Annotated in this window: 19 protein-coding genes; 11 read left to right on the forward strand and 8 right to left on the reverse strand. The window is 40.1% G+C overall.

Annotated elements, in window-relative coordinates; translation table 11 throughout:
- Nucleotides 1-187: 187 nt before the first annotated feature.
- The 4 genes from fldA to SJY38_RS06200 form a co-directional block, all read right to left on the reverse strand.
- Nucleotides 188-715, reverse strand: a complete 528-nt coding sequence (gene fldA, locus SJY38_RS06185) for a flavodoxin FldA (protein WP_004586674.1) — start codon at nucleotides 713-715, stop codon at nucleotides 188-190.
- 14 nt (nucleotides 716-729) lie between these two features.
- On the reverse strand, nucleotides 730-1,008 hold the full coding sequence (gene ybfE, locus SJY38_RS06190) for a LexA regulated protein (RefSeq protein ID WP_004586673.1): 279 nt from the start codon (nucleotides 1,006-1,008) through the stop codon (nucleotides 730-732).
- Nucleotides 1,009-1,010: 2 nt separating this feature from the next.
- Nucleotides 1,011-1,232 carry a DUF2788 domain-containing protein gene (locus SJY38_RS06195; protein ID WP_004586672.1) on the reverse strand — a complete coding sequence of 74 codons (222 nt, stop codon included), beginning with the start codon at nucleotides 1,230-1,232 and terminating at the stop codon, nucleotides 1,011-1,013.
- A gap of 95 nt (nucleotides 1,233-1,327) precedes the next feature.
- Nucleotides 1,328-2,095 carry an alpha/beta fold hydrolase gene (locus SJY38_RS06200; protein ID WP_055253688.1) on the reverse strand — a complete coding sequence of 256 codons (768 nt, stop codon included), beginning with the start codon at nucleotides 2,093-2,095 and terminating at the stop codon, nucleotides 1,328-1,330.
- A gap of 344 nt (nucleotides 2,096-2,439) precedes the next feature.
- On the opposite strand from SJY38_RS06200, the gene seqA reads away from it, so the two are divergent.
- The 7 genes from seqA to SJY38_RS06235 all read left to right on the forward strand — a co-directional run bounded on the left by seqA (nucleotide 2,440) and on the right by SJY38_RS06235 (nucleotide 10,365).
- Nucleotides 2,440-3,015, forward strand: coding sequence for a replication initiation negative regulator SeqA (gene seqA, locus SJY38_RS06205; protein WP_024033550.1), 576 nt, complete (start codon nucleotides 2,440-2,442; stop codon nucleotides 3,013-3,015).
- Nucleotides 3,016-3,025: 10 nt separating this feature from the next.
- Nucleotides 3,026-4,663 (forward strand): phosphoglucomutase (alpha-D-glucose-1,6-bisphosphate-dependent), encoded by a 1,638-nt coding sequence (pgm, locus tag SJY38_RS06210; RefSeq protein WP_377109410.1) that lies wholly within the window; start codon nucleotides 3,026-3,028, stop codon nucleotides 4,661-4,663.
- Nucleotides 4,664-4,742: 79 nt separating this feature from the next.
- The gene (astE, locus tag SJY38_RS06215) at nucleotides 4,743-5,795 is read left to right on the forward strand and encodes a succinylglutamate desuccinylase (RefSeq protein WP_377109411.1); all 1,053 of its coding nucleotides are present in this window, start codon (nucleotides 4,743-4,745) and stop codon (nucleotides 5,793-5,795) included.
- 265 nt (nucleotides 5,796-6,060) lie between these two features.
- Nucleotides 6,061-7,275 (forward strand): thiamine pyrophosphate-dependent dehydrogenase E1 component subunit alpha, encoded by a 1,215-nt coding sequence (locus tag SJY38_RS06220; RefSeq protein ID WP_004586667.1) that lies wholly within the window; start codon nucleotides 6,061-6,063, stop codon nucleotides 7,273-7,275.
- Nucleotides 7,275-8,252, forward strand: a complete 978-nt coding sequence (locus SJY38_RS06225; RefSeq protein ID WP_138685663.1) for an alpha-ketoacid dehydrogenase subunit beta — start codon at nucleotides 7,275-7,277, stop codon at nucleotides 8,250-8,252. The genes SJY38_RS06220 and SJY38_RS06225 overlap by 1 nt, the downstream gene beginning before the upstream one ends.
- 8 nt (nucleotides 8,253-8,260) lie before the next feature.
- Nucleotides 8,261-9,859: a dihydrolipoyllysine-residue acetyltransferase gene (locus tag SJY38_RS06230; RefSeq protein WP_377109412.1), complete on the forward strand. Its 1,599-nt coding sequence runs from the start codon at nucleotides 8,261-8,263 to the stop codon at nucleotides 9,857-9,859.
- A gap of 140 nt (nucleotides 9,860-9,999) precedes the next feature.
- Nucleotides 10,000-10,365 carry a DUF805 domain-containing protein gene (locus tag SJY38_RS06235; RefSeq protein WP_054982556.1) on the forward strand — a complete coding sequence of 122 codons (366 nt, stop codon included), beginning with the start codon at nucleotides 10,000-10,002 and terminating at the stop codon, nucleotides 10,363-10,365.
- A gap of 68 nt (nucleotides 10,366-10,433) precedes the next feature.
- Here SJY38_RS06235 and SJY38_RS06240 read toward each other — a convergent pair whose 3' ends face one another.
- Both SJY38_RS06240 and SJY38_RS06245 read right to left on the reverse strand, forming a co-directional pair.
- Nucleotides 10,434-11,603: a putative manganese transporter gene (locus tag SJY38_RS06240; RefSeq protein ID WP_377109413.1), complete on the reverse strand. Its 1,170-nt coding sequence runs from the start codon at nucleotides 11,601-11,603 to the stop codon at nucleotides 10,434-10,436.
- 140 nt (nucleotides 11,604-11,743) lie between these two features.
- On the reverse strand, nucleotides 11,744-13,369 hold the full coding sequence (locus SJY38_RS06245; RefSeq protein WP_096041668.1) for a M28 family metallopeptidase: 1,626 nt from the start codon (nucleotides 13,367-13,369) through the stop codon (nucleotides 11,744-11,746).
- Between the two features lie 113 nt (nucleotides 13,370-13,482).
- On the opposite strand from SJY38_RS06245, the gene SJY38_RS06250 reads away from it, so the two are divergent.
- From SJY38_RS06250 to SJY38_RS06265, 4 genes are all read left to right on the forward strand, one after another.
- Complete coding sequence (locus SJY38_RS06250) at nucleotides 13,483-14,295, forward strand: DUF3025 domain-containing protein (protein WP_377109414.1); 813 nt, start codon at nucleotides 13,483-13,485, stop codon at nucleotides 14,293-14,295.
- Entirely contained in the window at nucleotides 14,292-15,080 is a 789-nt protein-coding gene (locus tag SJY38_RS06255) for an ABC transporter ATP-binding protein (protein WP_024033559.1), read from the forward strand. The genes SJY38_RS06250 and SJY38_RS06255 overlap by 4 nt, the downstream gene beginning before the upstream one ends.
- Nucleotides 15,073-16,281: an ABC transporter permease gene (locus tag SJY38_RS06260; RefSeq protein WP_024033560.1), complete on the forward strand. Its 1,209-nt coding sequence runs from the start codon at nucleotides 15,073-15,075 to the stop codon at nucleotides 16,279-16,281. The genes SJY38_RS06255 and SJY38_RS06260 overlap by 8 nt, the downstream gene beginning before the upstream one ends.
- Nucleotides 16,282-16,573: 292 nt before the next feature.
- Complete coding sequence (locus SJY38_RS06265) at nucleotides 16,574-19,630, forward strand: ATP-binding protein (RefSeq protein ID WP_377109415.1); 3,057 nt, start codon at nucleotides 16,574-16,576, stop codon at nucleotides 19,628-19,630.
- 17 nt (nucleotides 19,631-19,647) lie between these two features.
- On the opposite strand, the gene SJY38_RS06270 is transcribed toward SJY38_RS06265, so the two are convergent.
- Both SJY38_RS06270 and SJY38_RS06275 read right to left on the reverse strand, forming a co-directional pair.
- A complete protein-coding gene (locus SJY38_RS06270) occupies nucleotides 19,648-20,487 on the reverse strand; it encodes a UDP-2,3-diacylglucosamine diphosphatase (RefSeq protein ID WP_029773612.1) in 840 nt (279 codons plus the stop codon).
- A gap of 225 nt (nucleotides 20,488-20,712) precedes the next feature.
- On the reverse strand, nucleotides 20,713-22,437 hold the full coding sequence (locus SJY38_RS06275) for a proline--tRNA ligase (RefSeq protein ID WP_054982550.1): 1,725 nt from the start codon (nucleotides 22,435-22,437) through the stop codon (nucleotides 20,713-20,715).
- Nucleotides 22,438-22,524 lie beyond the last annotated feature (87 nt).

The following is a 22,524-nucleotide window of genomic DNA, read 5'->3' on the forward strand; positions in this document are numbered from 1 at the left end:
AAATCTGTCTCAAATTTGTTTGGTTATACTAGACATCTCTTACAGATGCACACGACACATTAGCAATAACAAGGATAACGCGCCTAAGCACTGAGTGCAAAGAACAATTGATCAATTTTGCTATTAATTCTAAAGTCGCTAACTGTTTGATAATTATTTAAACAGTTAGCGATAAAAGGGGGGGAGGTTAGTCTGCTAGTTCGCTTAAGCACATTTCATCATATACTTGTGCGCACCATGCTTTAACACGTTGCTCTGTTAATTCAGGTTGGCGGTCTTCATCAATACCTAAGCCTACAAAGTGTGTGTCATCAGCCATACCTTTAGATGCTTCAAAGTCGTAGCCTTCACTAGACCAATGGCCAACCACAATAGCACCGCGCTCGGTAACGATATCGTTGATCATACCCATAGCGTCTAAAAAGTATTCTGCGTAGTCTTCTTGGTCGCCACAACCAAAAATAGCCACTAGCTTTCCTTCAAAGTCTACTTCTTCAAGCTCAGGGAAAAAGTCATCCCAATCACATTGTGCTTCACCGTAGTACCAAGTAGGAATACCGAATAAGATTAAATCGAACTCTGCAATCTCTTCTTTAGAGCTTTTTGCAATGTCGTGTACAGCCACAAGCTTTTTACCCAATTCTTTTTGGATCATTTTTGCTACGTGTTCTGTATTACCTGTGTCACTTCCGAAAAAAATGCCTACACTTGCCATGGACTTCAAACCTTTTATCTATCAATAGCCAATCTTTCTTGTAAAATTGTTTCAATCAGCGCACTACGGCTAATATTTTGTGCATCTGCCATATCACTCAGTGCCTGATATAACTGTGATGAAACTTTAAATTCTACACGCTTTAAACCGCGTGCTTTATCTCGTTTTATTTGATTACGTTTATTAACCTTTAACTGCATATCCCTTGGTAAAGGGTTCGTTTTAGGCCTGCCTGGGCGCTTTTCGTATTCAAATAAATCGGGAGTTGTTCTATCTGTTTCTGACTTCGCCATGCCTAACCTACACCTGCACCTTGCCAAAAAACTTGTATAAGTCCTTTCGCAATAAAGCCAGAACACCCTAAAAAGAGGACGCCCCACACAATGTAGCGACCAAACTTAGGTACGTTACCACTATTAAGTACGTCTTTAATTGCCAGGCCGATGAATACAAAAATACCGGCTAAGCCAAAGTACAACCCTAGGGTATCAAATTCGTTAATAAACTGACTGACCATCAACGTATAACCTTTAAATTAAACGGCGCGTACTATAGCATATAAATATGCATTAATTTAGTACGGATAACCAAAAACACATGATTAAAATTGCATTAAAGCCCTGTTAAAAAGTCATTTATTGCTTTATTAACTGCAGCGGGTTTTTGCGCATGAAGCCAATGTCCTGCACCGTGTATAATTTTTGCTCGTGTATTTTTAAAGCGCTTTGTTATTTCATCGCGGTATTCTGGCAGTATGTAATCAGAATCGTTACCTTTGATAAACAAAGTATCGCACAAACAAGAATTGTTTTCATTAACATTGGCTGTGATTGTCGAATATTTTTCATCAAGTACATCTAAATTAAATCGCCATTTGTACTGTCCATCGTCGTTTTTAGCTAAGCTTTTTAGTAAAAACTGCCTAACACCTAGCTCATTAATGTACTCGCTCATAATAGCATCGGCTTGTTTTCTATCAGTAACCTGGCTAGTTGCCACTTTTTTTAGTGCATTAATAATTTGTGTGTGGCGGGCAGGGTAACTCACAGGGGCAATATCAAGTACCACCAGCTTATTTACTTTTTGGCTATGCATTAGCGCCACTTCCATCGCCACTTTACCGCCCATTGAATGGCCAATCAGGTGCGCATTGTTAATATTTAACGCGTTCATTAGCTCAACAATATCTGCGGCCATTGCAGGGTAGTTCATTTCATTACTGTGCGGTGAAGCGCCATGGTTACGCAAATCTACATTCGTTACCCTAAAGTGCTCGCTCAATGGTTTTGCAATAACATTTAGGTTTTCTAAAGAGCCAAATAAACCATGAATGATCACTACATCCGGACCTTCACCGTATTGTTTATAGTTTAATAGCATGACCGCCTCCTAAAATTTTGGCTTAGTTTGCCGAGCATTGCCCTAAAAAGCAAAAGATATAACGGTTAACTGCTCTGCACGCGCCTTTTATGGGGTAACACCGTTTATTTTTACGCCAGTTATGGGCTCTTTGGTGTTACCAGCCTAATGGAGATAATAATATGGGTAGTACTTTTAAAAGCTGTTAATTACTACATTGGGTTTATAAGCAAATAATCAACACACTTTTATTAGCGCGTTTATAGGTTATGTTTGTGCGAGTGCTTGTTGTAACTCGCATTTATATTTGGTTTGGGTATAATCACGGGGAAAGAAAAAATGTGGCCCGTAATGACAGGAACAACATGAAACAAATCGACATAGACGACGAGTTATATCAGTATATTGCTAGCAATACACAAAGTATTGGCGAAAGCGCATCCACTATTTTACGTCGTTTATTAAATCTAAACGGTGATGACAACACTCCCGTTGCTAAGAACAATCAAAACAACCAAACAGCTACTCAAGCCCCACTTGACGACACGCCAGCTACTAACGACAGCCAAGAGCAAGAGGTTGTCACACCCGTGAAGCAAACAAACGCTAATGTATTTAATATTCTAAATAAAGAAGAACTAGCAATGCAAAAAGGGGTGGTAGGCAGGTTTTTATTTATTTTAAGTGCTTTTTATAGAACGCATAAAAAAGAGTTTAGTGCTGTGCTTGATATAAAAGGGCGCGACCGCGTTTACTTTGCAACCAGCAAAGAAGACTTAGTTAATAGCGGCAGTAGTATGAACCCTAAAAACATTACCGACAGTGAGTACTGGGTAATGACAAATTCAAACACGACACGTAAAAAAATGATGCTACACGAGGTTGCGCTGTGCTTAGGTTATTCAGCAGAGCAAGCAGAAGAAATTCGCGATTACTTGTAAGGAAATAAACATGGCTATTCATTCAGGTGCTGGGAAAACTGCGCCACATTCAACTTTAGTTAACGTACCAAAACTGGTATCGGCTTATTATTTAAATGAGCCAGACTTAGAGCAAAACCCAGAGCATGGTGTTGCTTTTGGTACGTCGGGTCACCGTGGTTGCTCTTACGATGTTAAGTTTAACGAATCTCATATTTTAGCCATTACACAAGCTATTTGTGACTACAGAAAGCAAAATGACATTTTTGGTCCGCTTTTTTTAGGTAAAGATACGCATGCATTAAGTGAAGCTGCTTTTAACTCTGCCATAGAAGTATTAGTGGCTAATGAGGTGCAAGTAATTACCCAGCAAAATCACGATTACACGCCAACCCCTGTCATTAGCCATGCTATTGTTTGCCATAACAAATTAAATCCTAACGAATTAGCCGATGGTATTGTGGTAACGCCTTCACATAACCCGCCAGAAGACGGTGGCTTTAAGTACAATCCACCTAACGGTGGCCCAGCAGATACCGACGTAACTAAATGGATTGAAGACAGAGCAAATCAATTACTATTAGAAGATTTAGTAGAAGTTGAGCTGTTTCCATTTGCTAAAGCATCGCGTTCAGGGTTTATTAAATACGAAGACCTAATGACGCCATACATTAACGACTTAGAAAATATCGTTAATTTAAAAGCCGTTAGCGATGCGGGTATTAAAGTAGGTATTGACCCGCTAGGTGGCTCTGGTATTAACTTTTGGCCATTAATAGCGCAAAAATATAATTTAGATTTAACCGTAGTAAACGACAGTGTTGATCCGCGTTTTGCATTTATGCCACTTGATAAAGATGGCAAAATCCGTATGGATTGCTCATCACCTTACTCAATGGCTAATTTAATTAAATTAAAAGACGACTTTGATATTGCTATTGGCAACGACCCAGATTACGACCGCCACGGTATTGTTACCCCAGATGGATTAATGAATCCTAATCACTTTTTAGCGGTAGCGATTGATTATTTATTAAAACACCGCGACTGGGACAGCAGTGTAGAAATTGGCAAAACGCTGGTTTCTAGCTCAATGATTGACCGCGTAGTAGCTCGTAATGAGCGTAAAGTTAAAGAAGTGCCGGTTGGCTTTAAGTGGTTTGTAGATGGCTTAAACAAAGGTAAACTTGCCTTTGGTGGCGAAGAAAGTGCGGGTGCTGCGTTTTTACGATTTGATGGCAGCGTATGGTGTACCGACAAAGACGGCTTTATAATGGGGTTACTTGCAGCTGAAATACTCGCAGTAACAGGTAAAACACCATCAGCGCTTTATAAAGAGCTAGAGCAAGAATTTGGCTCTCCACTATATAAGCGTTTAGATGCCCCTGCTAGCAGTGCGCAAAAGTCACGTTTAAAAGCACTTAGTGCAAGCGATGTTAAAGCCGATACATTAGCTGGTGAACCTATTTTACAAAAACTGACTCATGCCCCTGGCAATGATGCGGCTATTGGCGGCTTAAAAGTAGTGACTGAAAACGGCTGGTTTGCAGCACGCCCTTCTGGTACTGAAGAGATTTATAAAATTTATCTTGAGTCTTTCAAAGGTGAAGAGCATTTAGCACTACTAGAAAAAGAAGCGAAGCAATTAGTTGATTCTGTGATCAGCTAACACGGTTTACACTATTTAAAAACGGCTGATTTATTCAGCCGTTTTTGTTTGTATCTCTCACACTATAAAAGGGCTTATCATGTTAGCCAAACCAGATTATTTAAATGAACTAATAAATAGCGGCGATTTTTTAACACTCAGTCGCGACAATGAATGGCATTTAGAGGCAAGTGAATTCACGCTAGTAAATGGCACGTGCGTAACTGTTCACGATACAGGTGTTATTGAATTTCAACCTCAGGGTACAACAACAAAAGATGTTGTGCTTTCAAGCGCTGTACACGGTAACGAAACCGCACCTATAGAAATATGTGACGAGCTAATAAAAACCATAATAAAAGGTGAGCTTGCATTAAATCAGCGTGTGCTCTTTATATTTGGTAATCCAAAATCAATAAATATTGGCCTGCGCTTTGTAGAAGAAAACCTAAACCGTTTGTTTAATGGCCACCACACTGTTGAGGGTGTGCCAATGAATGATGAGCGCAAACGCGCAGCAAAACTAGAAGAGTATGTAACTGACTTTTTTGCACGGGGCGAGCAAGGCAGTGCACGTTATCATTATGATTTACATACTGCTATACGTGGCTCAAAAAATGAAAAATTCGCTGTGTATCCTTATCTTCATGGTAAACCATGGAAAAAATCGCAGTTACAATTTTTACTTAGCTGCGGTGTAAATACCGTATTGATGATGAAATCACCGGCAACCACATTCAGTTACTATTCTTCGTTTGTTCATGGCGCTGATTCATTTACCGTTGAACTGGGTCAAGTTAAACCGTTTGGTGAAAACGACATGGCTCGCTTTGCAAAAACCAAGCAAACGCTAACTGCATTAATTAGCCAAAAAGAAGTTCAATACCCTCAATTTAATGCAAGTGACTTTGAGCTGTTTGCCGTGCATCGCACAATTAATAGAACGCAGCAGGACTTTAGCTTTCCGTTTTCTGATGATGCAGAAAATTTCACAGGGTTTGCTAAAGGTGAGTTGCTAGCAACAGACGGCGATACCCCTTATTATGCCGATGTGGAAGGGGAAGCTATTATTTTTCCAAATGCGCACGTTGCACTTGGGCAAAGGGCATTGCTTACCGTTATTCCTATGCAAGTAGATAGTAATTTCGTCTAACAAAACTCATCAGACCACTCGCCTTAAATATTTAACTGTATGTTTTTATTAGTTTAATAAACGCGTACAGTTAACTTTCCATCTTTTTAATCGTATTTTACTTTTGTTTCGTCTTACACTTGTTGAATAACATCTTACGTTAACGTAAGGTGGTGGCAGCTTTAATTAAATACAGCGCAGATGCTGCAAAGTTTATTCGCAAGCCTCACCCATAATAAAAACTTAAAAGGGGTGCTGTATCACAGACAACAAGAGAAGGTAGGTTATGAGTAATCCAAATAACGTATCGCTGAATATTAACCACGACCTCGAGTTTATAGACGGTCATGCGCTAACTATTCCAACCCTTAGTATTTTAACTGAGGACGGCGACATTCATCCTAGTGCTACCGCACCGACTATTTCTAAACACACAGCGATTAAATTATACGAAACAATGCGTTTTATTCGCCTACTCGATGAGCGGATGCAAGGGGCGCAGCGCCAAGGCCGCGTAAGCTTTTATATGCAATGTTTAGGTGAAGAAGCTGCTGTTACTGCCTCTGCTGCCGCACTTGATCAAGATGACATGATTATGGCGCAATACCGCGAGCAAGCCGCTTTGCATTATCGCGGATTTACGCTTGACCAATTTATGAATCAAATGTTTTCTAATGAGTTAGATTTAGGAAAAGGGCGCCAAATGCCGATTCATTATGGTTCAAAAGAATTAAATTATATGACCATATCATCGCCCCTCGGTACGCAAATTCCTCAAGCTACAGGGTATGCCTACGGGCAAAAAGTAAAACACATTGACGCAAAAACTGGCGAGCTTGCAAGCACCATAGATAATGTGACGATTTGTTACTTTGGTGAGGGCGCAGCATCTGAAGGTGACTTTCATGCGGGTTTAAATATGGCTGCGGTACACAAAGCCCCTGTTATATTTTTTGCACGTAATAACGGGTATGCAATATCAACACCTGCAGATGAGCAATTTAAAGGCGATGGTATAGCGTCGCGAGGCGTAGGGTATGGCATTAAAACCATACGTGTTGATGGCTCAGATGCATTAGCCGTGTTTGCAGCAACACAAAAGGCCCGCGAAATTGCAGCAACGCAGGGCGAGCCGGTATTAATTGAGTCAATAGCGTACAGATTAGGCGCTCACTCAACCTCAGATGACCCAAGTGGTTATCGCTCAAAAGATGAAGAGGCCACGCATAAAGTTTGCCCAATTGATAAATTTAAAAAATGGTTGATCAAACAAGAGTGGTTAAACGAAGAGGACGATGCTAAAGCGAAAGACACTATTCGTGAAGATATTTTAGCCGCCCTTAAACGTGCTGAAAAAGTGCAAAAGCCAGCGCTTGAAGAGCTCATATCAGATGTTTACGATACGCCAATTCCTTCACTTGAGCGCCAATATAACGATTTAAAAGCACATATAAAGCAGCACCCAGATGCGTACCCAATCACAGCAGGGAGAATTAAGTAATGGCTAAAATGAACATGCTACACGCAATTAATTCTGCGCTCGATATCACCATGAATGAGCACCCTCAGGCGTGTATTTTTGGGGAAGATGTTGGCTATTTTGGTGGTGTTTTTAGAGCGACCTCAGGTTTGCAAGAAAAGTACGGTAAACACCGTGTATTTAACACACCGCTTACAGAGCAAGGTATTTTAGGTTTTGCCAATGGCTTAGCCGCGTTTGGCGCGCCTGCACTTGCTGAAATACAATTTGCTGATTATATTTTTCCGGCATTTGACCAAATAGTTAATGAGTCTGCCAAATTTAGATACCGCAGTGGTAATGAATTTAACGTGGGCAATTTAACGATTCGAACACCGTATGGTGGCGGTATTGCGGGGGGGTTATATCACTCACAATCGCCAGAGGCATACTTTGCCCATACGCCAGGGCTAAAAATAGTGGTACCGCGAAACCCTTACCAAGCAAAAGGGTTACTACGAGCAAGTATTAAAGACGATAACCCCGTTATTTTCTTCGAGCCTAAACGTTTATACCGCGCTTCTACCGGCGAAGTACCAGAGGATGATTACACCATTGAGCTGGGTAAAGCCGAAGTAGTACAAGAAGGTACAGATATCACTGTACTTGCGTGGGGCGCGCAAATGGAAATTGTTGAAAACGCAGCAAAACAAGCCAATGAACAAGGCATTAGTTGTGAGGTGATTGACCTTAGAAGCATATTACCTTGGGATGTTGAGACAATTGCTAAGTCGGTCACTAAAACAGGACGTTTAGTGATAAGCCACGAAGCGCCTATTACCAATGGCTTTGGTGCCGAAATTGCGGCGACTATTCAGCAAGAGTGCTTTTTACACCTTGAGTCACCTATTATGCGAGTATGTGGGTTAGATACACCTTACCCATTAGCACTTGAAAAAGAATATGTGCCTGATGCGCTAAAAGTAATGGCCGCAATTAAACAATCAATGGATTTTTAGGGGATACCATGGCTAAAGATTTTATATTACCCGATATTGGTGAAGGCATTGTTGAGTGCGAAGTGGTTGAATGGCTAATACAAGAGGGTGACACCGTAAAAGAAGATCAACCCATTTGTGACGTGATGACCGATAAAGCCCTAGTGCAAATACCGGCTGTGCACGATGGCGTAATCACTAAATTGTATTATCAAAAAGGGGAGATAGCGCAGGTTCATGCACCCTTGTTTGCTATGAATGTAGCCGATGAGCAAAGCCAAAGCGATGAAACACACACAGAGCAAGTGCAAAATACACAAAGCGACAACGCATCGTCAGAGCATTTAGAAGATTTTATTCTTCCAGATATTGGTGAGGGGATTGTTGAGTGTGAAATAGTTGATTGGCTAGTGGCCGAAGGCGATGAAATACAAGAAGATCAGGCTGTGTGTGATGTAATGACCGACAAAGCACTGGTACAAATTCCGGCTAAATACACAGGTACAGTGCAAAAGCTTTACTATCAAAAAGGTGAAATTGCTCAGGTACATAGCCCGTTATTTCAAATGAGCATAGCCGGCAGTACAGCTAAACCCAATGTAGATGTAAACGACGCCGTTGTAAAAGCACAAAGTAAAGCGGCAGATAAATCTGTAGCAACGCAGCAAACAACAGCAAATAAAGTTGTTAATAAAAAAGCGGTTGCCTCTCCAGCTGTAAGGCGCAAAGCGCGAGAGCTTGATGTTGATTTAACGTGCGTACCGGGCAGCGGTAAAAATGGCCGCATTTATAAACAAGACATAGAAGAATTTATTAAAGGTGAGGTACCTAACACAATAGATACATCACCACTTAGTAGTGCTACTACTAAAAACAGCGTTACTCAAAAGAAAGAGCCACAATCGCAACAAACACAAAACGGTGGTATGCGAGCAGAGCCAATTAAAGGCATTAAAGCGGCTATGGCAAAGCAAATGATGGCCTCGGTCTCTACAATCCCTCACTTTACCTTTAGTGACGAGATAGACTTAACGCAATTAATTGCCCTGCGAGCGAGTTTAAAAGAGCAATATAAAGCGCAAGGTGTAAAGCTCACTATGATGCCATTTTTTATCAAAGCGTTATCGCTTGCGATGAAAGAGTACCCAGTGCTTAATTCTAAAGTAAATGATGATTGCACTGAGCTTACCTACTTTGACGATCATAATATTGGGGTAGCAGTGGATTCAAAAGTGGGTTTGTTAGTGCCTAATATTAAATCGTGCCAATCTAAGAGTATTGTTGAAGTTGCAAACAGTTTAACAAGCTTAACTGATGCAGCACGCGAGGGGCGCGTAGCACCAGATGACTTAAAAGGGGGCACCATTAGCATTTCAAATATTGGGGCAATTGGCGGCACTATTGCGACCCCGATTATTAATAAGCCAGAAGTTGCTATTGTAGCATTAGGGAAATTACAACACTTACCGCGCTTTGATGAAAGCGGCCAAGTTGTTAGCAAAGCTATTATGCAAGTGAGTTGGTCAGGCGATCACCGTGTTATTGATGGCGGTACAATTGCGCGCTTTAATAATTTGTGGAAATCGTATTTAGAAAACCCATCGGCGATGATGATGGCAATGAGTTAAAAATTAAACTTATAAAAAAACCAGCAATTTGCTGGTTTTTTGTTTTAAAGCGCGGTGTTTTTAATTAAGATACAAATGTTACTAAAAGGTAATAAAACAAACCCGCTAGGGAATATAAAAACTAACACTAAGGAATTGTAATGGAACATTATATGAACGCGCTGCGTAGCTACGCAGATTTTTCAGGACGTAATCGCCGTAAAGCATTTTGGATGTTTTACTTAATAAATTTATTAATCAGCATAGTACTAGGTGTTGTTGATGAGCTAATGGGTGTAGCTGTAATTGGTACTATCTATAGCTTGGCACTGTTAATTCCTCAATTGAGCGCTGGCGCACGCCGTTTACACGATACAGGCCGCTCTGGCTGGTGGCAGCTACTTTGGTTAGTGCCAATCATTGGCTGGATTGTTATAATTGTATTCCTTGCGCAAGACTCACATGAAGGTGAGAACGATTATGGCCCAAATCCAAAAGAGTTAGCGGCTGAACCTGTTTCTGTATAAATAATACGCTAACATTAAAAAAGCTCAGCAATTGCTGAGCTTTTTTGTACTTATGATTTTTTAAACTGTTAACTTAAAAAATAAAGCCCGTAACCAACAACTAAAGCAGGTACAGAGGTATACAAGGTAGCAATTACAGCCGCTTTTGGCGCCATTGCAATGGCAGGAAACAACGCATCGCCATCATTTGAAATCGCATTAGCAGCTAATGCACTAAAAGGAATAATGCCCTGTATATAAAGCGTGGTTACAATTATTTGTGGCCCACAGCCAGGTAAAAAACCAATGACGACTGCAATTAACGGTGCTAAATAGGCGTAGTGCATAAACCAGGTTTTTAAATCAAGCCCTACCACACTGACTAATATTTCAAACAACATGAACGAAGCCACCACCCATGCAGTTACAAAATGGGTATCTTGTAATACTTTTATAAGCTTAGAAGGCGGATTACATTCATCGTCTTCTGAGGTAATTTCTTTATAGGTTTCACCTTTAGAAGAGTAGGCCCATATAACAACCGTAAACAGTGCCATTGCTGCACCAAATAAGCTAATACCGGTGCTGGTATATTGACCAAATTGGTTAAAGTCCACATTAAATGCAATTAAAAACGCAATGATTAAACTTGGAATAATGGCAAACATCCACACAGGTTTGCTAATTTTTATTATTTTAGTGGGCAAAACTTTTACTTGGTGTTTTTGCTCTTGTGCGCTGGGACGTAAAAAATCAGGTTTGTGAATTGCATTAACTATTAATCCACACAGCGTGCCTACCACTAAACCTATAGCCATTATTGTTAAGCCTTCAGTAGGGCGCGTAGCAAGCAGTAAAAAAGCAGCATCGCCCATTGTGGCGGCAAGTACAGCAACAATAGCCCCAAAGCTTGCTTGGCCTTTAGTGTATTGAGTAACCACAATAATTGCACCACCACAGCCGGGTAAAGCGCCAAGAACGGATGCAAACAGCACTTCAAGCGACTTAGATTTAGCGCTTAAGTAGCTCATTTCTAATTGAGGGATATGTTCTATTGCGTAGTAGTAAATAAGTAACGTAGCCGCTACAAATACACTAACCTGAAAAAACGCATCACTGAGAGCAGTAATGGTTATTTCGCGAAGACTAGGAACAGCTAAACATACCAATAAAAAAAGTGGTAGGAGTAAACGTTTATTTTGGCTAACAAACCGTTTGGAAGCTGGCGTAATAAATCCTATTTGAGAGAGTAAAATCATAAGTGTGCCCCAGTTTTAGTTTAACTAGGACACACTGTATACATTTTGCAAATGATAATCAATATCATTTGCATCTATTTAAATCGATAGCTCAGTTTGAGTTTTTCGATGGTAAATAACCTACGCTCAGGCTAAATACATTATTTGCGTTGAAACTCTGAGTTTTCGTACCATGCTGGCCATTGTGCTTGCTCAGAAATATCAAAGCCTACTTTATAAAACAATTGTAAGTCTTGCACCGCACCCGATAAATCCCACTCATCGCGGTATCTGTCACAGGGTTGATGGTAGCAACCACGTAGCACTAAGCTCATACGTTTACGATAATTTGCTGTATCCTCATCAGCAGCAACAGTTCCGCCGCCTGCATACATAGCCGGAATGCCCATGTTTGCAAATGCAAAATGATCAGAGCGGTAATAACCACCTGATGATGGTTTAGGGTCGCCCGCTATTGTTCTACCTTGCTCTTTTGCTGCTTTGGCTAGTAGGTCGTCCATTTGCGACTTACCTAAACCTACTACGTTCATGTCTTTTACTTTACCTAATAAGTTTAGGCTATCCATGTTTATATTGGCGACTGTTTTATCGGCAGCAATAACTGGGTTAGCAGCGTAGTATTTAGATCCAAGTAAGCCTTGCTCTTCAGCCGTAACAGCTAAAAATGTCATTGAGCGAGTAGGGTGCTTTGGCAGCTTAGTAAATGCCTCTGCAACCTCAATTAGCCCCGCAGTGCCTGTGGCGTTATCGTGTGCCCCATTATAAATTTGGTCGCCCTTACGGGTTGTATCTGTACCTAAGTGATCCCAATGCGCTGAATAAATAACATGTTCATCCGCTTTTTCGCTACCCGGCAACGTGGCAATAAAGTTATACGACACCGATTTTTTAATTGTATTTTTAACATTAACCGATGCAGTTAAATCGCCCATGTCAACGTTATACGCACCTTTAGCTGCATTGGCTTTTGCAGTCTCAAAATCAAGACCCGCTTTAGCAAATAACTCTTTAGCTACATCAGTGGTCACCCAGCCTTCAACCGCAACGCGGTCCATATTGTTGTTCTCTTTTTGAAAACCAAACTGCTCACCGCTCCATGAGTTTTCAACAACTGACCACGGGTATGACGCAGGGGCGGTTTCGTGAATGATAATAGCACCGGCTGCACCTTGACGACTCGCTTCTTCATATTTATAAGTCCAACGGCCGTAGTAGGTCATTGCATCGCCGGTAAATAACGCAGGATCTTTTGTAGCAAAACCCGGATCGTTAACAAGCATTACAACAGTTTTGCCTTTTACGTCTAGGCCTTCGTAATCGTTCCAGTTATATTCTGGGGCATTTACACCGTAACCTACGAATACAAGCTCTGAATTTTCAATCCCTTCTTGTGCGCTAATGCGGCTACTACCCATAACCATGTCTTTTTTGTATTGATAATCTTTACCACCAATACTTAATACCATATTTGAATCAGCTTCCAATGAAACAAGCGGCACTTCTTGTAAAAAGCTATCACCATTACCAGGTTCAAACCCTAATGCTTTAAATTGTGTAGTTAAGTAATCTAGGGTTAGTTTTTCACCTTCAGATGAAGGCGCTCTACCGCCAAATTCATCAGAGGCAAGCACTTTAATGTGCGCTGCAAGTTCATCTGCTTTAATACTGTTGTAACCATTTGTTACATCGGTAGGTGTAATACTTGTTGTTGCACAGCCAGCTAACACAGCGCCAGCAATCAGTGTGAGAGAGAAATATCGTTTCATAGTAGCTCTATTCTTGTTCTAAGATGTGATTAGTATATTAACTTCTATTAATTAGAACCAGTTTTTGCGGTAAACTGCCCGCAAATTAACAGCATAAATTGTTAAAGGTATAAATGAAGCGCTTTACTCCGCCCGAGCAATGGCAAGTTAGTAGTTTGAAAAGCGGTGCGTTTGAGCACTTACGAACACTGTTTAATATTGATAAACAAACTGATTGGCCAACCCCCGATTGGCTCACTGTGTATTTGAATGCCATTAATGCTAATAACCTGCCAATAACGTTTGAAGACGATGAAAACGTTGATTTTGGTGAGCGCTATTATGAGCAAGTCATTTTTGAAACTGGCGTAGTGCCAACACGCAGTAAAAATTGGCACGATTTATTTGGTGGCTTTATTTGGTGTTTGTTTCCAAAAACCAAGGCGCTTATTAATCAGCGCCACGTACAAGAAATAGCGCAACATGGCTTAAAGCAACGTACTAAACATCGTAATGCACTCACATTATTTGACGAGTGCGGCGTGGTGCTTGCCATTAGTGATACTAAGTGGCAAACGCTTTTAACAGACCACCAATGGAAAACTGCATTTATAACTCACCGAGAAGAGTGGGGCAAAACAATACAACCTTTTATGTTTGGCCACGCTAATTATGAAATGCTCACAAAACCCTATATTGGTTTAACGGGTAAAGTGTTATTTGTAAGTGTACCGGATGAAATATTTTGTAAAGATTTAGTTACTCAATATCAGTACCTAGACCAAGTACTTTATGAGAAGATAAAAACAGAGCATTGCTTAGCCGATAACAAACAGCTTTCTCCATTGCCATTATTAGGTGTACCAGGGTGGCATGACGCAAATGAGAATGAATCGTTCTATGATAATACCGATTACTTTAGAGCTAAACGAAGGATACGAAAATGATAGAAGTCGCAGGGCTTAAAAAAAAGTTTAAGTTAACCAAGGATCACAAAAAAAATAAAGTTGATGATATAGACCCGCGTGAAGATAAAGATTTTTTTCATTCAGTAAGAGATGTCAGCTTTCAATGTGCAAAAGGCGAAGTGTTAGGGTTACTTGGCCCTAATGGCGCGGGTAAAACTACTACATTGCGTATGCTCTCAACTGCACTTAAGCCCGATGAAGGCACAATAACTATTGCTGGCAACGACATAATTAAAAAGCCGTTAGTAGGGCGCAAGTCTATTGGTTTTTTATCCGGTTCAACTGGTTTGTATGGTCGCCTGACCGTTAAAGAAAATATTGAATACTTTGCAAAGCTTCATGGAATGAACAAAGAGCAAATAGCGGCTCGTTGCGAAGAACTTTTTACTTTGCTCGACATGCATAAATTTATTGATAAACGTGCAGAAAACCTATCTACCGGCATGAAGCAAAAAGCCAATATTGCCCGTGCTGTGGTACATCACCCTGAGGTGGTGGTACTCGATGAGCCAACAACAGGCCTTGATATCATGACCACACAAACGGTTATAAACTTTATTAAAGGCTTAAAGGCGCAAGGCACGCCTGTTATTTTTTCAACGCACCATTTAGATGAAGTCGCCCTTTTATGTGACCGTGTTGCGGTAATTAATGAAGGCGTAAGTTGCTTTGATGGCACGCTTGCTGAATTCAAACAGGCAGGTAATAGCGAAGAGCTAAACCAAGCGTTTATGAACATATTAACGGAGAAACACGATGTTTGAAGTTTTTAAAAAGGAATTAACAGAACTCCTACGCGATAAAAAAACCTTGTTGTTTGTAGTCGCTCTACCCGTTGCGGTTTTTCCCTTATTATTTGCCGTTATGGCGTTTATTAGCTCTCAAGCGGCACTCGATGCTGAACAAAAGGTACATACCTACGCCATTATTAATGGCGACTACGCGCCAGAGTTTACCGAAAAAGTGTTTTATCATAAAAGCTTTGAACTTTATAAAGGTGCTAAAACCTTTAATAGCATTGAAGAGCTAAAAGAAGGAGTAATCGCAGGTGATATAGACATGGGTATATATTTACCCACTAACGCTAAACAAGCCTTAAATGATGCCCAGCAAAGTAAGTGGGAAGTGGTATTTAATGATGCTAAATCTATCAACTTTTTATTTCAGCGTGTAAAAGAGCTCGCCAAAGAATATAGCGATGCATTACAAACAGAAAAATTAATCAGTTTTGGTATTGAAAAAGAAGCCCATTTAGCACTTTTAACCCCTATTGAAGTAGTAAAGGTTGATACCGCCGATAAACGTGAAAACTTAGGTGAAAAACTAGGTGGCTTTTTGCCCTACCTACTTATTCCTATAGTTCTTATGGGCGCTACGTACCCAGCAATAGATTTAGGTGCAGGTGAAAAAGAGCGCGGTACATTAGAAACCTTATTGCTTACACCTATTACGCGTACCGAGCTGGTACTAGGCAAATTTATAACCTTACTGACAACCTCAATTGCATCAACAACTATAACTGTACTCAGTATGGGCGGGTGGATAGCCGTAGCCCTTGCATTTGCAGACCTAGAAGTAATTAAAACAGCATTTAGCTCATTAGCGGTAAGCGATTTATTAATGATTTTTGTATTGTTACTACCTATTGCCGCGATATTCTCAGCATTGGCGTTAGCAATATCTATTTATGCTCGTACATTTAAAGAAGCGCAAAACTACATGGCACCATTAAGTATGGGGGTGTTTTTCCCCATCATTGTATCCATTATGCCTAATGTAGAGCTAACAGCTAAAACTGCTTTTATTCCTGTTACTAATGTAGCGCTCGCAATTAAAGAAATTGTTAAAGGCACGGTAGATTACACCCTTGTAGGCTTAATATTTTTAGCAACAGCTATTATAGCCGGCGCGTTACTTGCCTTTTGTGTTAAGTGGTTTAACCGCGAAGACGTATTATTTAGATAGTTTAAGGTTTTATAAACGGGCAGGGTATTGCCTTGCTCGTTTACTTTTACTACCCATTAACTGTTATCGCTTATAATTTTTTTATTTGCCGTTTATATTAATTTGTATGTTTTTTAAAGTGGCATTCATCTTAAATTAACACTGCTTTTTAATAGTAATACTAAGTGATTGGTTTAGAGTATTTGTTCAAACTTTAATTACATTTTTTAAGTAACTAATTATTTTTACTTCTATTTTTTATCAAATAATCCTCTATAATCTAAACTAGAAAATAGTGAGGAGTGAGGGTTCAATGCTAAAAAGGAATGTATTTATAACAGCAGCAAAAGGTAATAAATTGTTACTGGTTGCCATTATTGTTTTTTTAGTTATTGCATTACCTTCGGTGTATGTGTTTGAAAAAAAAGTGCGCGCAGAGATATATAACGATGCACGTAGTGAACTCAATCGAGAGCTTGAAACAAAAGCCGCGTCTTTAAAAAATCATTTAAACGACAGTATTACCGCTATTCGCTTTTTAAACGCCACTCCACCTATTCAAGGTATATCTAGAGCGACCGATAACCAATTAATTGACCCTCTATTACAAACCCCAATTGCTGTATGGCAAGACCGCCTTGCTGATATTTTTAGCGGGTTTATGCAAACCGACGATTCTATTTTGCAAGCACGTTACATTATGCTTGCTGAAAATGGCCAAGAGATAGTACGTGTAGACCGCTTTTTAGGTGACATAATTAGGCTACAGGGCGCACAACTGCAAAAAAAAGGCGGGCGAGACTACGTACTTAAAGCCAGCATGCTTGATGAAAAAAGCGTGTATATATCGCCTATTAACTACAACCGCGAAAACGGTGAAATACAAAAACCCTTTGTGAGTACATACCGCGTAGCTAAGCCTGTTTTTGATCATTTAAAGCAAGTGTTTGCAATTTTAGTGACAAACTACTCCGCAGATAAGTTATTTGAAAGTTTAACGTTTGAACTTCCACCTGGGATTAGTATTTATTTGCTTAATAATGAAAGCGAATTTTTATACCACCCAAACCCTGATTTACGGTTTGGCTTTGAATTTAACCAAGCCAAAACCTGGAGCGATGAATTTAGCCCCACACAAAACATGAACTCTCACGAAACCTTGTTAATAGGTGATGCGCCAAAACAGTACTTTTTAAATAAACGGGTAAGTTTTGAAGGCGATATTGCCATGCTGCCGTTAGAGATGGCCGTTTCTATTGATTCTGAAACCTTGTTGGAACGCGTTGCAAAAAGGCGCGAAAGTTTTATTGCCATCACCGCCACATTTTTTACCATATTTATAATTATTACGCTGTTGTATCAGCGCTATATTAATCGCAAGCTGCTTATACACTCTTTAACAGAGCAAAATAATAAAGTGATTGAAAATTCACTCGACGCTATTTTTACCATAGACAGTGATGAAACTATTATTCACTGTAATCAAACGGCTAAAAAAGTTTTTGCAAGTAGGCTAGGTAATGACAACACCCGCTTTAGTAACTTATTTACCCTTGCAGATGAAGATAAAAACTGCATTAGTGAAACCATAGAGCATGGCTCTAAAATGCCATTTGAAGCGGTTTATACTGGTGATGATGGTAATAAAGAATACTATTCAATCACGCTTACCAGCGTATTTGATGTATTTAGCAACCGTTATCAGGTTGCTGCTATTTTGCGTAATATCAGCTCGTTAAAGCAAACTCAATCACAGTTACAGGGTTTAAATAGCACGTTAGAGTTAAAGGTATCTCAGCGTACTGTTGAACTTGAGCGAGCGATTGACCAAGCCCTTGCCGCAAGCCAAGCAAAAAGTGACTTTGTAGCCAATATTTCCCACGAAATACGCACACCCATGAACGGTGTTTTAGGCATGCTTGAAATGCTAAAAGAAGACAGCCTCACTGAGCAACAGCAACACTATTTAAAATTAGCTAATAGCAGTGCGCACTCGTTAATGAATTTAATTAACGATATTTTAGATTTTTCTAAAATTGAAGCGGGTAAACTAGATATTGATAATCACTCGTTTGATGTTATCTCTGTCTGTAGCGATATGATTAATTCAATTGCGCTGCAGGGCCAACGTAAAGGGCTAGAGGTCTTTTTAAATACCCAAAACGTGGTTGATAGAATGGTTATTGGTGATAGCCATCGCCTTAAGCAAATTTTAATTAATCTAATAAATAATGCGTTTAAGTTCACGCATAAAGGCGAAGTAAGTTTAACCTTAAACTCTAAATACATTACCGACAGTAAAATTTTAATGAGCTTTATAATTAAAGACACCGGTATTGGTATTGCCCCTGAAAACATCGATAAACTGTTCGATGTGTTTACCCAAGAAGATTCAAGCACAACCCGCCATTTTGGTGGCACAGGTTTAGGGTTATCTATATGTAAAAAACTGGCGCAATTAATGGGCGGTAATATCACCGTTAGCAGTGAAAAAGGCGTAGGCAGCACCTTTATTGCCACGGTAGAGTTACATGTGGCGCAACAGCAAAAACTTAATACCGGCATTGAGCTTTCAAAAGAGGTCAGTGTAGCGGCGCTTATTGCGCGCGATAACGTATTTAAAAATGTATGCGGATTATTAACTCAAACCTGTAAAATTCAGCCAAGCCACATTACAAGGCTCGACTACTTTAGTGAACACAGCGAATTTGATGCCGATTTACTGATTATTGATGACGAACACCCGCAAGTTAATGCGCTAATAAGCTACTGCGAAAAGGCAGATAAAAAATATGTGCTTATATTGCGAGACATGGTGGTTAATAAGCAATCTAAAAAGGTGTTTCCTGAGCATAGCCACATTTTGCACAAACCACTTACGCAAGATCAATTTACCTATAAGCTAGGCAGTATTTTTGGCGCTAATAATGAGTTTGTTTTAACCGCGCCTAAACAAGCAAACGACATAGAGCCAGAGCCTGAGTTGTCTAAGTATCATGTATTATTGGTTGACGACAACATGATTAACATTGAGGTAGCGAAGGCTATTTTAAAACGCACAGGGATAAAAATTACCTGTGCAAGTGATGGTATAGAAGCACTCTCTGCCCTTAAATTTAATCAAGAGCAACCGTTTGACTTAATTTTAATGGATTGCCAAATGCCTAACCTAGATGGCTACGATACCACCAGCGAGATAAGAAATGCTAAAGCTGGGGTTGAGTATATTAGCATTCCAATTATTGCCATGACCGCAAGTGCAATGGAAGGCGATAGAGAGCGTTGCATTACCGCCGGCATGAATGATTATATTACCAAGCCAATAAAGCCTAAAACGCTTAAAAATAGGCTGCTAACCTGGTTAAACTAAATGAGCTAAGTCAGCAGTTACGCTGCTGACTTACTTGGTTTGGTATCAGTTTGAATAGGTTTAACTAAGCTGGTTACATCGGCTGTATCAAGTACTTTTTGCGTATCAGACCAATGCAACAGCTCTATTTTACCGTTTGGTTGCTCAACTAATGCGGTACAGCTTTCAATCCAATCACCATCATTACAATACACTATGCCATCTACTACTTTAATTTTAGGGTGATGGATGTGTCCACAAATAATGCCATCGACCTTTTGTTTTTTTGCCTCATGTATAGCGGCATCTTCAAAAGCCGCTATGGCTTCACGGGCTTTATGTACGCGTGCTTTTATCCATGCAGCAAGCGAATAGTAGTTACCGCCAAACACTTTACGAACTCGGTTAGTCCAACGATTTAAAAACAGCAGTAAGTCGTAACCTGCATCGCCTGCAATACTAATGAGCTTGTTGTAGCGGGTTGCCGAGTCAAAGTCATCACCGTGGATCAGTAAAAAGCGTTTATTGGCTTTTGTGGTATGAATAAACTGCTGGTGGACTTCTACACCAAATAAAGTTTGATTTATGTAGTGGCGAAAGGTCTCGTCGTGGTTACCAGGTATGTATATTACACGGGTGCCATCAAGGGCTTTTTGTTGAATGCAACTAAGCACTTGGTAATGAGATGGGTGCCAATAAAAACTGCGCTTCATCGACCACAAATCAACAATATCACCCACTAAATAAAGCGTATCGCATTCAATTGAATTTAAAAAATCTAATAAATAGTCGGCTCTACAGTCTTTATACCCTAAATGTACATCCGATATCCAAACGGCTGGATAATGTTGTTTTTTACGCTGTTGATTGTTTGTCATGCCCGTCATCCATAGTGTAATAATTAAACACTGTAGATAAATCTAATGACACTTATGAGACACTTTAGCGAAGCCTCCATGACAATTTATATCAATCCCGCTAATTAAAGTTTATTGGCTGGGAAGGAGATTAGGTGAGCAGTTTTATACATTATCATTAAACGCGCATAAAAAAGGCCGCATGTTTAAATGCGGCCTTATAGTTTGTTTTAAGCGTAGGTGTTATTAACCTTTAACAGCCGCTTTAATAGTCTCTATTGCGGTGTCTAAATCAACCATTAACTTTTCACCGGTGCGGCGATTTTTAAGCTCAACCTTATTTTCATCAAGATTACGCTCACCAATCACTAAAGTATAAGGTACACCCATTAATTCCATGTCGTTAAACATAACGCCAGGGCGCTCTTTACGGTCATCAAATAAAACATCTAGGCCTGCATCTTTTAAACCTTGATATAGATTATTAGCAATATCAGGAATACGATGCGACTTATGCATGTTCATTGGCACAATAGCTAAATCAAATGGGGCAATAGATTGTGGCCAAATAATGCCGTAATCATCATTATTTTGCTCAATAGCCGCTGCCACAATGCGCGAAACACCAATACCGTAACAACCCATAGTCATTACTTGGTTTTTACCCGATTCGCTCAGTACGCCTGCTTTCATGGCTTCTGAGTACTTAGTACCAAGTTGGAAAATATGACCAACTTCAATACCGCGTTTAATTTGTAAAGTACCTTGCCCACACGGGCTCGGATCGCCTTCAACAATGTTACGAATATCAGCAACTTGATATTCTTTAACATCGCGATCCCAGTTAATTCCGCTAAAGTGCTCGTCATCTTTATTAGCACCGGCAACAAAATCAGCCATTACATTAGCGGTTCTGTCTACAATAATTGGCATTGTTAAACCCACCGGGCCAAGTGAACCTGGCTTTGCACCAATTGCTGCAACAATGTCAGCCTCAGTGGCCATTTCAAGTGGAGAATCTACAAGTGGATGCTTTTCAGCCTTTAATTCGTTTAACTCGTGATCGCCACGTAGTACAAGCGCAACTAAACCACGTTGTTCGTTTTCATCAGGCGTACCGTACACAATTAATGTTTTGACACCGCGGTGTGGTTTAACGCCGTAGTGCTTTTTAAGCTCGCTAATTGTTTTGGCATCTGGTGTAGGAAACGCTTTAAGCTCTTTAGATGGCTCAGGACGACTTTGAGTTGGAGCTAACGCTTCTGCTTTTTCGATGTTAGCTGCATAATCGCTTGCATCACTAAAGGCAATTGCGTCTTCACCCGATTCAGCAAGCACATGAAACTCATGCGATAAGCTACCACCAATAGAGCCTGTATCAGCAAGTACTGGGCGGTATTCTAAGTTTAAACGTTCAAAAATATTACAGTACGCTTTGTGCATTACTTTATATGTGGCATCTAAACACGCTTCACTTAAATGAAATGAATACGCGTCTTTCATCGTAAATTCACGTGCACGCATTACACCAAAGCGTGGGCGTCTTTCATCGCGCACTTTAGTTTGTACTTGGTACAAAGTAACAGGCAGTTGTTTATAGCTGCTAATCTCTTTACGAACAAAATCTGTAATCACTTCTTCATGCGTAGGACCTAGCGCAAACTCACGGTTATGGCGGTCGTTAAAGCGCACAAGTTCAGGACCAAATTGCTCCCAACGGCCAGACTCTTGCCATAAATCAGCAGGTTGAATAACCGGCATCAACATTTCTATTGCGCCTGCTTTATCCATTTCTTCACGAACAATATTTTCTACTTTACGAAGCACGCGTAAACCAGAGGGTAACCATGTATATAAACCCGAAGCGACGCGACGGATCATACCGGCTCTAAGCATTAATTGATGCGAAACAATTTCAGCATCTGATGGCGTTTCTTTAAGTGTTGCGAGTATATATTGACTGGTACGCATGATTTTTCCGAAATTAAGTAATATGTTCTTTTTAATAGGGCGCTAAGTTTACCAGCGCTTGCTTTTACACTAAAGCGCTAACTGCAC

The organism is Pseudoalteromonas sp. R86517 (assembly GCF_042466295.1).
Taxonomy (GTDB): domain Bacteria; phylum Pseudomonadota; class Gammaproteobacteria; order Enterobacterales; family Alteromonadaceae; genus Pseudoalteromonas; species Pseudoalteromonas atlantica.